The organism is Sinomicrobium weinanense (assembly GCF_018863395.1).
Taxonomy (GTDB): Bacteria; Bacteroidota; Bacteroidia; order Flavobacteriales; family Flavobacteriaceae; genus Sinomicrobium; species Sinomicrobium weinanense.
Genome location: NZ_JAHKRR010000006.1, coordinates 143262 through 157600 on the forward strand (window position 1 = coordinate 143262; position 14339 = coordinate 157600).

Annotated in this window: 9 protein-coding genes and 1 riboswitch; of the genes, 6 read left to right on the forward strand and 3 right to left on the reverse strand. The window is 48.0% G+C overall.

Annotation, left to right across the window (positions count from 1 at the left end):
- Positions 1 to 120 precede the first annotated feature (120 nt).
- From KN811_RS16585 to KN811_RS16610, 6 genes are all read left to right on the forward strand, one after another.
- Positions 121 to 510 carry a DUF5684 domain-containing protein gene (locus tag KN811_RS16585; protein WP_187963934.1) on the forward strand — a complete coding sequence of 130 codons (390 nt, stop codon included), beginning with the start codon at positions 121 to 123 and terminating at the stop codon, positions 508 to 510.
- A gap of 202 nt (positions 511 to 712) precedes the next feature.
- Positions 713 to 1027, forward strand: a complete 315-nt coding sequence (locus KN811_RS16590; RefSeq protein WP_187963935.1) for a DUF2752 domain-containing protein — start codon at positions 713 to 715, stop codon at positions 1025 to 1027.
- 181 nt (positions 1028 to 1208) lie between these two features.
- Positions 1209 to 1409, forward strand: a riboswitch (cobalamin riboswitch).
- Positions 1410 to 1543: 134 nt separating this feature from the next.
- Positions 1544 to 3565 (forward strand): TonB-dependent receptor plug domain-containing protein, encoded by a 2022-nt coding sequence (locus tag KN811_RS16595; RefSeq protein ID WP_187963936.1) that lies wholly within the window; start codon positions 1544 to 1546, stop codon positions 3563 to 3565.
- Positions 3562 to 4740: a YncE family protein gene (locus KN811_RS16600; protein ID WP_187963937.1), complete on the forward strand. Its 1179-nt coding sequence runs from the start codon at positions 3562 to 3564 to the stop codon at positions 4738 to 4740. Before KN811_RS16595 ends, KN811_RS16600 begins: the two co-directional genes overlap by 4 nt.
- A gap of 13 nt (positions 4741 to 4753) precedes the next feature.
- Positions 4754 to 5911: a cell surface protein gene (locus tag KN811_RS16605; RefSeq protein ID WP_187963938.1), complete on the forward strand. Its 1158-nt coding sequence runs from the start codon at positions 4754 to 4756 to the stop codon at positions 5909 to 5911.
- Between the two features lie 24 nt (positions 5912 to 5935).
- The gene (locus KN811_RS16610) at positions 5936 to 7279 is read left to right on the forward strand and encodes a DUF5074 domain-containing protein (protein WP_187963939.1); all 1344 of its coding nucleotides are present in this window, start codon (positions 5936 to 5938) and stop codon (positions 7277 to 7279) included.
- Positions 7280 to 7457: 178 nt separating this feature from the next.
- Here KN811_RS16610 and KN811_RS16615 read toward each other — a convergent pair whose 3' ends face one another.
- The 3 genes from KN811_RS16615 to KN811_RS16625 all read right to left on the reverse strand — a co-directional run bounded on the left by KN811_RS16615 (position 7458) and on the right by KN811_RS16625 (position 14239).
- Complete coding sequence (locus KN811_RS16615) at positions 7458 to 9236, reverse strand: alkaline phosphatase (protein ID WP_187963940.1); 1779 nt, start codon at positions 9234 to 9236, stop codon at positions 7458 to 7460.
- Positions 9237 to 9566: 330 nt separating this feature from the next.
- A complete protein-coding gene (locus KN811_RS16620; protein WP_187963941.1) occupies positions 9567 to 11153 on the reverse strand; it encodes a RagB/SusD family nutrient uptake outer membrane protein in 1587 nt (528 codons plus the stop codon).
- Positions 11154 to 11173: 20 nt separating this feature from the next.
- A complete protein-coding gene (locus KN811_RS16625) occupies positions 11174 to 14239 on the reverse strand; it encodes a SusC/RagA family TonB-linked outer membrane protein (protein WP_187963942.1) in 3066 nt (1021 codons plus the stop codon).
- Between the last annotated feature and the right edge of the window lie 100 nt (positions 14240 to 14339).

Below are 14339 nucleotides of genomic sequence, written 5' to 3' on the forward strand. Positions count from 1 at the left end.
TCAAAAAATCCCGGTTTTTCGGGATACTCTCCTAAAGCAGGATTTTTCTACTTTTGCCCCGGAAGCCACAATAGGGTGCAGGCTTTGAAAATATACCCATAATTATAAACAAGAGAACAAATGGACACAAATGAACAAATCGGGGCCGGTATCGGGCTGGTATCAATTATTATTTATCTCGTTATGCTGGTCGCTATGTTTGCCGGGATGTGGAAAACCTTTGAAAAAGCCGGAAAACCGGGCTGGGCAGCCATCATTCCGATCTATAACATTATAGTGCTGGTAGAGATCGTAGGCAAACCCATGTGGTGGATCGTATTATTGCTGGTTCCTTGTGTGAGCATTGTAGCAACCGTCTGGTTGACTAATCTGTTGAGCAAAAGTTTTGGAAAAAGTGAGGGATTTACGGCAGGACTTATATTGTTGCCTTTTGTATTTTACCCGATGCTTGGTTTCGGGGACGCCGAATACCAGGGACCTTCTGCCAAAGAAGCCCGGGAGGCATACTAAACCTTTAGAAAATCACAATCAAAAACGGAGATGCCTACAAAGTAACCTCTACGTCAACCTGAACTCGTTTCAGTTTCTCATCCTGATGATCTGATGAGCGTGATGGGATGCTGAAACAACCCTTCGACTGTACTCAGGGTGACAGTTCAGCATGACGGGGTACAGGATTTTTTAGACATCTCCGTTTTTAAGAAAAAAGAAAATGCATTCCGGTTTCTGGCATCGTATACAGGATTACCTCTTGCCTTGTCCGCTAAAATGGCTTACGGGCATCGATTGCCCCGGATGTGGCTTTCAGCGTTCCTTCCTGGCACTTTTACAGGGAGATATCGCCAAAAGTTTCGAATTGTACCCTGCAACCGTGCCTTTCCTTCTTCTCTTTGCTACCGCTGTTTTACATAAGTGGTTTGGTGTAGATAGAAAAGGGATCTTTTTAAAAAGCCTGATCTTTTTTACAGGAAGTGTAATGATTATTTCCTACCTGCTAAAACTATACCGGCTGGATGTATTCTCCTGATATTTTACCAGAAATTTTCTTCAATTTGCTCTCCGGAAACCGGACTCCTGAGCACTTTAATCTCTATCGGCCTTCCGGCGTGATCAGATCAATCTCTTATCGATCTTTTACCCCTGAATAACCGGGCAACTCAATAACTTCATTAATCCGTTTTTTAAAGAAATAAGACTATCTTTACCGAAAATCGGTTGAGGTGGTCTCAAAAGTCCTGAAAACCGTCAAGTGACCTTGGAGACAACCTCATTAAAAGGGAATCCGGTGAAAGTCCGGAACTGTCCCGCAGCTGTAAGCTCATAAAGCCGAAACCCGTTTTTATGGCCACTTTTCAATGTAGAAAGGGAAGGTCGGGTGTAGGGAGCAAGTCAGAATACCTGCCGCTTTTTTATTTATTCATGGCTTTCGGGGATTGAAGCTGGAATAAAGGGTCTGTTGTATTCTTTCTTCCCTGTTTTTCCACGTGTTCTTTGTGGAAAACATCTCCTCCGATGCTTTGTTTTCAGGTAAACTCAAAAAGAGATGTCGGTATACAGGAAATCAGGCGTAAAAAGACGGTTTTTCCGGTTGTGGATGCTATTCGTTTTCGTAGTAAACAGCCTCAATGCACAGGACAGGGATAACGACAGTATCGTCTATCACAAACTGGAGGAAGTGATCCTGGTCAAGGATATAAAACAGCGGCAACACACCTCTGCAACTCCCGTACAGATCCTTTCCGGAGCGAAACTCAAACAGTTGAACAGCCTTTCCGTTGCCGATGCCGTTCGCTATTTTAGCGGGGTACAGCTCAAGGATTACGGGGGCATAGGCGGGCTCAAGACCATCAATGTACGCAGTATGGGAACGGAGCATACCGGCGTTTTTTACGATGGTATCGGCCTGACCAATGCCCAGAACGGGCAGGTAGATCTGGGGAGGTTCTCCCTGGAAAACATGGAAGAAATAGCCCTTTACAACGGGCAACGGTCCGATGCCGGACAATCCGCCAGGGCATATGCATCGGCAAGTACCATCTACCTGAAGTCCGGTGCCCCGTCATTTTCGGAGGGCAGGGACCTGAACCTGAAACCCGGGTTTAAAACCGGTTCTTTCGGTCTGGTCAATCCTTCTCTGAGCGCAGATTACAAATTCAACGACCACCTGTCTGCAAGGGTGAGCACCGGATATGTCTACGCTCATGGCCGTTATAAGTTCCGCTTTACCAACGGAAGCTACGATACGACCGCCATCCGTAAAAATGCCGATGTACGGTCGTACCGGCTGGAAACATCGCTCTATGGAACCACCCGGTTTCAAAGTAAATGGAATGTAAAATATTATCACTATAACTCCGAACGCGGATTGCCGGGAGCCGTTGTAGCCAACCGCTTCCGGAGGCCACAACGCCTTTGGGACGAGCAGAATTTTTTACAGGGCGAGTTCAAACAAAAGGTCAGTGACCGTTATTTTATGGTCGTCCGCGGAAAATATGCCAGGGACCACACCCGCTATTCTGATCCGGAAATAGTGACCACTTCGGGCTACCTGGACAATCGTTACGACCAGGAAACATTCTATATGTCCCTGGCCCAGAGTTACCGGCTCAATGACTTCTGGAAAGTAGCACTGGCCACGGATTATGAGAACAACAGCCTGGAAGCCAACCTGTATCGTTTTGCCTATCCGGAAAGGAATACCTTTCTCGCTGCACTGACCACCGACCTCAGTTTTGACCGCCTTTACGTACAGGCCGGCATGTTGAGTACCACCATCCGGGAATCCGTAAAGCACTACGAAGCGGCAGGGGACAAGCAGGAATTTACCCCGACCGTAATGGCCAGCTGGCAGCCTTTCAGAACGGACGACCTCAGGTTACGGGCTTTTTACAAACGTATTTTCCGCATGCCCACTTTCAACGACCTCTACTATACCTTTATCGGCAATACCCGCCTGTCCCCGGAATATTCCGAACAGGTCAATGCAGGCCTTTCGTTCCGGCATATTTTCGGGTCGCACTACCTGGAAGCCCGGGCCGATGCCTACAAGGTGTGGATTACCGACAAGATCGTGGCGGTTCCCGGAGCCAACCTGTTCCGGTGGACCATGCTCAACCTGGGCAAAGTGGAGACGACCGGGGTGGAAGCCAGCCTGAGATCATCAGGGAAAACAGGATTTGGCGTGGGATATTCCGCACAGTTAAACTACACCTGGCAGCAAGCCGCAGACGTAACCCCCGGAGCCTCCAACTATGGCGATCAGATCCCCTATATCCCCAGGCACAGTGGCAGTATAAACCTGGCCGCCGACTATAAAAGAGCCGAACTGAATTACAGTTTCATATACACCGGCGAGAGATACAGTCAGAAAGCGAATATACGCTCCAATTACCTGCAACCCTGGTACACCCACGATATTGCCGCCCGTTATGCCCTTGAGGCATTCGGCGGGGAGGTACGGCTCGGGATGGAGGTCAACAACCTGTTCAATCAGTACTACGATGTTATAAAGAACTTCCCCATGCCGGGACGTTCCTATCGTGTTACCTTTAATTATTCATTATGATAAACCATTACACAAAACGACCGGGTTTTGCAGTTTTGCTGATCTGCCTGTTACTCATGGTGTTCAGTTCCTGCCGCAGTGATGACCCGATAGACTTCGAAGGAGAGGATCAAACCCCGGAAATTCCGAACGAACCACCGGAAACTCCAGGGGAACCGGGAGATACGATCCGCGGATTTTACCTGCTCAACGAAGGGAACATGTTTCAGAACAAGGCCTCCCTGGATTATTTCGATTACACCACAGGGCAGTACAAACGAAATATGTTCAGCCGTGCCAATCCCGACGAAGTGGGCGGGCTCGGCGATGTCGGTAACGATATCGGTATTTATGGTTCCAAGTTATACGTGGTGGTCAATGCTTCGAACAAGGTCGAGGTCCTCGACGCAGAAACAAGGAAACGCTTAAAGCAGATCAATGTAGATAATTGCCGGTATATTACCTTTTACGAAGGAAAAGCCTACCTGAGCACCTATCTGGGCACCATCGGCGACCCCAATGCCCCCAACGGTATGGTAGCAGAGATCGACACTACCAGCATGAATATCACGAGAACAGTAGAAGTAGGCCGGCAGCCCGAAGAACTGGTGGCCCGTGACGGAAAGATCTATGTGGCCAATTCCGGGGGATACAGTCCACCTGATTACGAAACCACCCTTTCTGTCATAGACATTGCCGGCTTTCAGGAGGTAAAACGGATCGAGGTAGCGGAAAACCTGCACCGGGTAAAGATCGACGACGAAGGCGACCTGTATGTTTCCTCCCGAGGGGATTATTTCGATATCCCTTCAAAACTGTTTGTTATAGACACAAAAACAGATACGGTCAAGACCTCTTTTGACCTGGCCGTGAGCGACCTGGCCATCCACAACGGGATCGCCTATGTCTATAGCACGGAGTTCAGTTACGTTACAGGGACCAATGTCATATCCTATAACAAGATCGATGTACATACCGAGGAGATCCTGGAAGGGTCATTTATCACCGACGGTACGGAAGCAAAGATCGAAACACCCTATGGCATTGCCATCCATCCCGAAACCGGGGAAATACTGCTTACGGATGCCGGAGATTATGTAACCCCCGGCACCCTGTACTGTTTTAATGCCGCCGGCAAGCTTCAATGGTCGGTAAAGACCGGGGATATCCCGGCACATTTTGCTTTTATGAATTAAACGAAAAACTTTTATGATGTATCCTTTAAAAAAGATCAGCAACAGCACCCCGGCCATACTCTGGAGTTTCGGCCTGGCCGCTTTTTTTAATTCCTGTTCCGGTGACGACGATGCGGCCCCGGGTAAGGGGAGTGGGGCGGAGTTAAGCCCCGAAGTGGAAATCTCCGGCGGAGACACCGGATTGAACCTCCGGCTGGGAGACACCCTGGTCCTGACAGCAAACAATCTCAACGAGTCGGTTTACGAAGAAGAATGGAAGCTCAACGATTCTGTGGCTTCCACCCTGGAAGAATTCACGTTCGTGCCCGCCAAAACAGGAAATTATACCTTGAAATACAGGGCATTCAATACTTCCGGGGAATTTTCGGAAAAATTTTCAGTCGACGTGGCAATCCGGATACGGCCCGTTACAGGGGAGAGCAGCCCCTACGTAGCCGAACTGTTTGAGTATAGGCCTGCCCCCGGACAGTTTATCAACAAAAACCCGGGAAATATGGAAAGCGCCCGGAGCATCCTGAAACAAAAAGGGCTGGTAAGCCTGGGCGCCTGGGGAGGAAGCATAGTGCTCGGTTTTGATCATACGGTGATCAACAGGGCGGAGGCAAAAGACGTGATCATCTATGGCAATGCCATGCCCAATTTCGCAGAGCCCGGAGTAGTCTGGGTAATGCAGGACGCGAACGGAAACGGCCTGCCCGACGATACCTGGTATGAAATAAAAGGCAGTGCCCACAATATGGAAGGCACCGTTCGGGATTATGAGCTCACCTATTTCCGGCCCGGAGATCCTTCGGAAGGCGTTCCGTGGAAAGACAACATGGGCCATAGCGGGGAGGTTGCCACCAACACCTTTCACCAGCAACCCTACTATCCCGAATGGATTGAAACGGACAGCTATACTGTTAAGGGTACGTTGCTGCCTTCAAGCAATATTGATATGAGTAACCCTTCCTACATCACGAGTATACCTTTCGAATACGGCTATGCCGACAATACCGGGGGTGGTGATGAAATAGACCTTGCCGATGCCGTGGACAAAAACGGGGACCCGGCAGCCCTGGAAGGGATTGATTTTATAAAGATACAAACCGGGATACAGGCCAATATGGGCTGGCTGGGCGAGCTGTCTACCGAAGTATCCGGGATAGCCGATTTAAGTATAACCGAATAATTAAAACCGAAAACTAAAATAACCATGAACACATCATTAAAATACTGGGCCGTCTTTGCGGCTTTTGCCGGTCTGTTAAGCTGCAACAGTGATGACGATTTTTCCGAACCCGAACCTCCTCCTTCCATAGCTCCGCCTTCCTTTTCAGAAGGTGATCAGCAGCTTTCGGACACATTGACCGTGGGAGGTACGGTGACCCTGAGCCCCCGCTTAAAGGAAAACAATGGGGTGATCTATACATGGACCATAGCCGATGAGGTGGTAAGTACTGATTCCATATATGCTTTCGGGCCGGAAGAAAGGGGAGATTATGAGATCATTTTTTCGGCACAGAACGATGGCGGGGAAATAAGTGCGGTATACAACATTTATACCCTGGGAGGCTATGAGAATGGTTTTTATATCGTTAACGAGGGTTGGATGGGACACGGAACCGGAACCTTGAGTTTTTATCGCTATGATACCGGGGCGGTTGAAGACAGTGTTTTTGTAAAGAGAAACCCGGACAAAGACCTGTTGCCCACCACCTCCACTCTGGAATACGGAACAATATTTAACGAAGAGCTATATCTCGTTGCCAAGGTAGGCGGCCCCGTTGTGGTAGCCGATGCATATTCCCTCAGGGAAAAAGGGAGAATACCCGCCCAGGGCGGAAATGACTGGCGAGCCTTTACCGGACTTGACGAAAGCAGGGGCTTATTGAGCTCCGGAGATGGTGTTTATACACTCTCCCTGAACCCGGTAGGATTGGGCGGTAAGATAAACGGTATAGAAGGCCAGACCGGGGATATGATAAAGGCCGGAAATTATGTATTTGTACTTTCGGCCGCAGAAGGAGTGGTGATATTGAACGCTGTAACCCTGAAAGTGGAAAAGACCATTCCGGGCATACAGACCGGTTTTGCCAGGACCGGTGACGGAAAAGTATGGATGGCCGGGAAAACCACGCTGACGGGCGTAGATCCGGAAACCCTGAACATAGAGGAGGTGGAGCTCGGCTTTGATGCCTATGGTTCCTGGGGTGCCTGGCATCCGGGATCGATCGCCGCGAGTGCCACGGAGGTTTATATTGCAAAGAACAGCGCCTGGAGCGGCGGAAGCGATATCTATCGTTATACCGGGAATGCCGGCTCCCTCGCTACTCCTTTTGCGACCCTCCCAGAAGGAAAGGTAATGTACGGTTCGGGCCTGCGATACGATCCGAATACCGACCGGGTAGTGGTTCACGCCGTAGACAAGGGCTGGGGCAACAGCTTTAGCCGCAATGCCCTTTATTTCTATAACGGACAAAACGGAGGACTTGTTGACGAAAAAACATATGAAGGCTATTACTTCCCCGCCGTATCCGTATTCCATAAAGAAGGATAAGTAAATTGTAAGTGGGTTTTTGTTCCCATATTTGATTCTGGTTAAGTCCAATAAGGCTCCTTCCTTCGTCACAGTGGAGGAGCCTTGTTAGTTTAAATCGGTTGGAGGTACGTTTCCCGGCTTATGGTGTACTCCCGGGATTTTCAGGAACACGGCATTTTACGCTTTATAACAACTACTATGGATTGTGGTCCAGGACCTTCAGTATTTTGGAAAAGATCTCATTGTTCTCATAAACCCCGGTAAATTCTCCCGACCTGGGGCCATAGGCAAATACAGGGACCATGGTCGCCGTATGATCGTTTGTGGTAAAGTCGCCTTCCACAACATGGCGGTCTATATTTCCCTGGGGAATACTGAATCCGGATGTTTCGTGGTCCGCAGTAATGATGACCAGGGTTCCGGGAGTCTCATCCGCAAAACGAAGCGCCTTGCCGATAGCCCTGTCAAAATCAATACCTTCGGTAACAATTCCGGCTACATTGTTAAAATGTCCGTAAGAGTCGATTTGTGCTCCTTCTATCATGGCAAAGAAGGGTTTGTTCCTGCTTTTCAGAAACTTCAGGCTATGATCTACAACTTCTGGTAAAAGGTCACCTCTTCCCTCAAGTACGGCAGGCACTCCTCTTTCACTCATAAAATATCCTACCCGGTCCGATCTGTTATGGCTTATGGCTGCCGGGCTGTCTACTATGGAAAATCCTGTTATTCCTGCGAAATCCCTTTTTCCTCCGCCGGCAAAAAGCGTCAGGTTGCTCTCCTGCAGGTCATGGGCTATGGCAGCGGTCATGTCCCTGTCTTTCTGATGGGCATAAAACGCGGCCGGAGTTGCCCCGGTAATCTGATCGGTAGTGATTACAGCCGTGTTAAATCCCCGGGGTGATAATATCTCACAGATATTGGGTACGGGCTCATTTGCAGTATTTACTCCTATCGCCCTGTTATTGGTTTTTTCTCCTATGGCAATGGCCGTTCCGGCGGCGGCAGAATCTGTGGTAAAATCATCGGCAGACGATGTTTTTATAAGTCCTATACTCTTTAACCGGGTTAATGAAAGTTGTCCGTTATTGGCCAGGGCGGAAGAAGATATCTGGGTCAGGCCGTTACCATCCCCGATCAACAGGATCACATTGCGGACTTTCTCGTCTTTTCTGTCACTCTCAAAAGTGGGGGTATAAACTTCTGAAAAAACAGAATTCGTAAAAACCCTGTCTTTTAGCGAATTGACATAAGTAACACAAGAAAACGGCTCGTCAGTGTTAATAAAGTCGACTCCAAGGTCGGTAAAAATTTTCCAGGCACTTTTGGAATCGGGTGTCCCCCAGAAGCGGAAAGGCTTATTAAAACGATGTGCCTTACCGATGACTTCTTTAACTTTCTGAAGGTCTGTATGGGTAAAACGTCCTTTTCCGTTCCACTGTGCGTATTTTTTGTAATCCGTACTGATCAGGGCCACACGGTCCCATTGCCGGGGGCTAAGGTCTTTCAGGGCCTGGTAGTCAAAAAATATAAAACCGGGATATTGGTCATATTCCGAAGGTTCGGGCTGATTTCCGGATATAACAAAAACAATATTCTTACGCTCCAGTATGGCCGGGTATTTTTTAATACTGTGTACTATCTGTTTTAAGGTTTTAACGGCATCTGTTTTGATATCTATGAGAAGTTGCAGGGGCCGGTCCCCGACCATTCCGAGTGCAACGGCCTTATTTAAGGGGTCCAGGTAAAGGCTTTCCAGGGTACGCCCTGTTTTGATCTCGGCCTTTGCATGTGCCACAAACAGCTCCCTGTCCTGTAAAACCACATCGGCTTCAACAGAGGCCGCCCCGGCATGAAGTGCACCCCAGAAAGGAACTTCCTGCAGGTAATCGTTATGAGAATGAACCATCGGGTTTTGCGCGCTTACTACTACCAGTGCGCCCCAGAAAACAAAAAGGGAAAACAAAAATCTATTCATCTGAAAAAAATAAACAAGGGAGCTGTTCAAAAGGTCTTGAAAACCGTCATTCCGAACCCCGATACATCAGGGTTCAGGTTGACGCAGAGATTACTTTTTGGACAGCTCCCTGTAATTAAACATTCTAATTTAAACACATGATAAAATATGATCGGCCATGACGTATGACTGCATGACGTAAGATATAAAATTTAAAGTGTGTATAAAAATGGTATCAAACACAACTTCATAAACTAAAAAATCCGGAAAGCCTGACTACTCTTTAATCTTAAGTCTAAAACCGACGGGTTCCGGATTTTTTGTGATGTATTTAAACATTTTAATACGATCTTACCAACCGGCATTCTGTGGTATACCGGAGCCTTCAACCACGGTGGTAGGTAAAGGCCATACATGCATATAAGAGGGATCAAAGCTCCTGGCTTTCCATATCTCTTTCACGGTATATCCGGAATCCGGGTCGGCCTTGTTGGAGTGGATCCTTCCGTGCAGTGCCCGGCTATACACCTCCTGTGCATCGCCCCAGCGTACCAGGTCGAAATGGCGGTTGGCAAACTCTCCTGCCAGTTCTACCCTTCTCTCATGTTTCAGGTCGTCCATAGTGGCCCCTGTCACTGCATCAAGTCCGGCCCTGTCCCTTACCAGGTTTAAGGGAACATCGCCATTGAGCCCCTGCATGATGAGAGCCTCCGATTTCATAAGTAACACCTCTGCATATCGCAGCAAGGGCACATTATACACCGTAGTCGGATTATTTCCGTTACTGTTTATATATGTTCCTATGGGAGACTCATAACCGTATTCGTACATATATTTGTTAAACTGGAAACCCGAAAGGGAGTTTTCGGAATAATACTTCCTGTTTTCCCCGAAAAACTGGAACTCATCGCCAAACTTCAGGATAGTCACTTCCCTTCTCGGGTCATTCGCTTCGTATGCTTCATAAAGTTCTTCGGTGGGCTGGAAATAGCCCCAACCGTTATACTTTGACCATCCCTTGTTTTCCAGCATCACTCCCGGTAATTTACTACCGTTGTCCACCCCGGAGTTAACGGACCAGATATATTCGCTGGTCCAGTTGTTCAGGTGGCTGTGCAGCAGCCTGAAATCTTCGCCGGGCTTATTGTTATCTACCAGGGCTCTCCCGGATCCCGAACTGGTCACGGCATCGCAATAGGCTACCACTTCGGCATATTTACTTGCATCATACTGCGCCCAATAAAGATACGTTTTTGCGGCATAAGCCAGCGCTGCATCCTTATGGGCACGCCCGTAATCTTCGGCAGATAATTCCGTAAACAACGGCAGCAATTCGGCTGCCTTATCCAGGTCCCGGATAATCTGTTCGTAATTGGCAATGACACTCTCGGGGCGGGTATAGTTCCCGGCTACGTTGTCCATATTCTCAACGGTCACTATGGGAATCCCCCCGTTCTTACCATCATCTCCATAAGAGTGGGCCAGCCAGAAATAGAAAAATCCCCTCATAAAATAGGCCTCTCCCAACAGGCGGTTTTTAAGCGTTTCGGAAATCTCCATTTCCGGTACGTTTTTCAGGACATCATTAGCTCTGCGGATCACCCTGAAAGCTGCGGGATACATATAGGAAGTATAGCCTTCATCGCCGGTGGCCACGAAATTCTTAATATTGTCGGGATCGGCATTGATACGGCCGGTGACCATATCGTCCGAAGCATTGATATACCAGAACATCCCCCTGGAAAACACCTCTTCTTCATGCATTTCGCTGTACATACTGTTTACGGCGCTGATGGCATCCTGCTCGTTCTTCCAGAAATTCTCATAAGAAGGCCCGCCTTCCGGACCGAGATTGGAAAAATCATCTGAACACGAACTTGTATTCAAAACTATGGCCGCTACCATTCCGGCCACTGTATATTTTATTCCTTTTTTCATATTCATAATAGATAATGAGATTAGAATGTAAATGATAACCCTGCTACATACTTGCTCGATAAGGGGTAGCGCCCTACATCAACCCCGTTATTCCCCACTTCAGGGTCCATGCCCGAATAATCGGTAATGGTGAACAGGTTGTCTGCCGATAGGTATATTCTTAAAGAGGAGCCTTCCAGCACCTTATCCATAAAACTCCCGGGAAGTGTATACCCCAGTGCAATGTTCTTTAGTCTCAGGTAAGATGCATTTTCCAGGTACCAGCTAGACATGGTTCCGAAGTTAGAATTATCATCTGCCGTAGACAGTCTCGGAATATCAGAACCCGGATTTTCCGGGCTCCATGCCCCGAGTACGCGGTTGTCGAGGTTATACCCCTGCAGGGAAGCATTATAAGTGGAATATTTATAGGCATTGAAAGCCTTGGCCCCGGCCACCCCCTGGAACAGTGCGTTGAGGTCGAAATTCTTGTAATTCAGGGTAAATCCGAAATTATAGGTGAAATCCGGCAGATAACTTCCCATAAATTTACGGTCGTTATTGTCTATCTTTCCATCATTGTTCGTATCCCTGAATTTCAGGTCACCGGGTTGCGCATTGGGCTGTATGGGCTGCCCTTCATGGGTATAGGCCTCTATTTCTTCCCGGCTCTGGAAAATACCTTCGTGGGGTACCAGGAAATACGAATAGAGCTCTTCGCCCACAGCCGAACGCAAAGGCCTCAGTACACTCCTTACATTAAAATCGTGTAATACATAATCGATCCCGGCCTCATTATAACCGTCCAGGTTAAGCACTTCATTGTCTATTGCACTTATATTTCCCCTTACGGTATATCCCAGGTCTCCCGCAGAGTCAGTATAGGTAAGCCCGAGTTCCCATCCTGTATTCCTTACCTCTCCGCCGTTTACATCGGCTGCCTCTACGCCCTGGTGTGCATCTTCCAGTCCCGGCAGGATCATGCCTTTGGTTGTTTTGCTGAAATAATCGACAGTAAGGCTGAGCCTGTTCTCAAAAAGGCTGGCATCCAGCCCCAGGTCGAAAGATTCTCCTGTTTCCCATCGCAGGTCAGGGTTGGATTGTTGTTTTACATAAAAACCTCTGCTGTCATAATTACCCTCTTCGCCCATAACAGCAAGACTGTTGCTCAGGGGAACATCGAAAGAATAGTATCCTACGGAGCTGATATTTCCTATTTCTCCCCAGGAAGCTCTTAATTTCAGGTCATTGACCACTTTGACTTTAAAGAACGGCATACTGGATATACGCCATGCCCCGGATACCGAAGGAAAATAATCGTCCTGGTTTCCCCGGCCCAGGCGGGAAGTCTCATCCCTTCGTATACTGGCGGTCAAATAGTAGGTGTTGTCATAATTATACATGGCCCTTACTATTCCCGAGGTCAGTGCATCTTTATATACATCGGTCACGGTAGGGCGGACGGTCGTAGCATTTTCCAGGAACTGGTTGTATTTCTCTTCACTGCTAAAGCCCCGTCCTTCCTGCATCATATACTCATAATTGGTCTTTTGTGCAGAATAAATGGCTGTGAGGTCTATATGATGAAGGCCGAAAGATTTTTTATAACTGATTTGGTTATCCCATACCCATCGGTTTTCATCAGAATAACTCTGGTACAGGTAATTCTCGGAATTTGCCCTTCCCAGTTCCCTGATGATCGGTTCAAAACGCTTGTACTTTGTCCGGGTGGTGGCATAAGCGTAAGACGACCTAAAAGTTAAACCGTCTGTTATTTTATAATCGAAATACACATTGGCATTCATATAATCCACAGGGTTGCTGGTCGTGGGCCGCAATAAGAGGGCCACAGGATTATACACATCACCGTAAGCTCCTGCAAAATCTGAAAGCTCATTGGGCACAACGCCCTGGAAAGTCCCGTCTTCATTGCGCACTGATGCCGCAGCCGGCATATAGATCGCATTGATAACAGCACCGGAATAGCCACTTGTTGTATTTGTTCCCAGAGCTTCAGTCCTGGAATAATACACATTTTCTCCTATGGTGATCTTGTCACTCAATTGATAATCCGATTTCACACGGAATGAATACCTGTCCTTGCTGGTCCCTACAAGTATACCGTCTGTCTTGTTATAACCGAAGGATGTCATGTAATTGCTTTTTTCCCCTGCACCGCTGATGGTAGCATTGAGATTATACAGGGCGGCATTCCGGAAAATCTCATCCATCCAGTTTGTCCTTGTCACTGTTCCCCATGGATTTGTTTCAGGGTCATGAGCCGACTGCCTCTGGGCACCCGCATTATCTGCGGCCGTATTGTATACCTCATTATTCTGTGCGGCATTCAGGGGAGTAGGCAGGTTATTGGCCGACTGAAAACCGGCATAGGTATCGATACTTACCTGCATTTTTCCCTGTTTTCCCTTTTTGGTCTGTATTACAATGACTCCCGCAGCGGCCTGTGCTCCGTAAATGGCAGCAGAAGCAGCATCTTTGAGTATACTTACGGATTCGATGTCATTAGGATTGATCGGAGGCCCGTAATATGGCACTCCGTCCACTACGGTAAGCGGGGTCTGTGAAGAAAGTGTTCCCAGCCCGCGAATTACAATACCTGCCGACGAAGTAGGATCGCCCCCGTCTTGTGTTACCGTTACCCCGGGAAGGTTCCCCTGGAGAAATTCGGAAAAATTCGACACCGGCCTGCTACTGAGGCTTTCAAGCCCTTCTACTGAAGCTACGGCAGTGGTCAGGTCTTTCTTTTCAGAAGCCCCGTAACCGATAAGTACAACCTCATCGAGGGCATTGACCTCTTCTTTGAGCTTTATGGTTAATTCCTGATCTCCGCTATACGGAACGCGCTGGGTAGCAAAGCCCATATAGCTCACCGAAATAACCCCGGATGCTTTAGCAACCGTAAGGGTAAAATTCCCGTCAAAATCGGTAGATGTTCCTTGCGACTGGTCGTCGTTGGGAATGATCGAGGCCCCGGGTACCGGTATACCGTCGGCTTCCGAGATCACAGTTCCCTGTATCGTATGCTGGGCGAACACTCCTGTTACACCCAAAATGCATAAAAACAAAAACAAATAAGTGTTTCTCATCTATAATATAATGTTTTGGATTACGGAACGAAACTACTGTTCTCCGTGTTTTGATGCAGGACATTTGTTTCAGAAAGGTGCAGAATAGATGCGTATACCC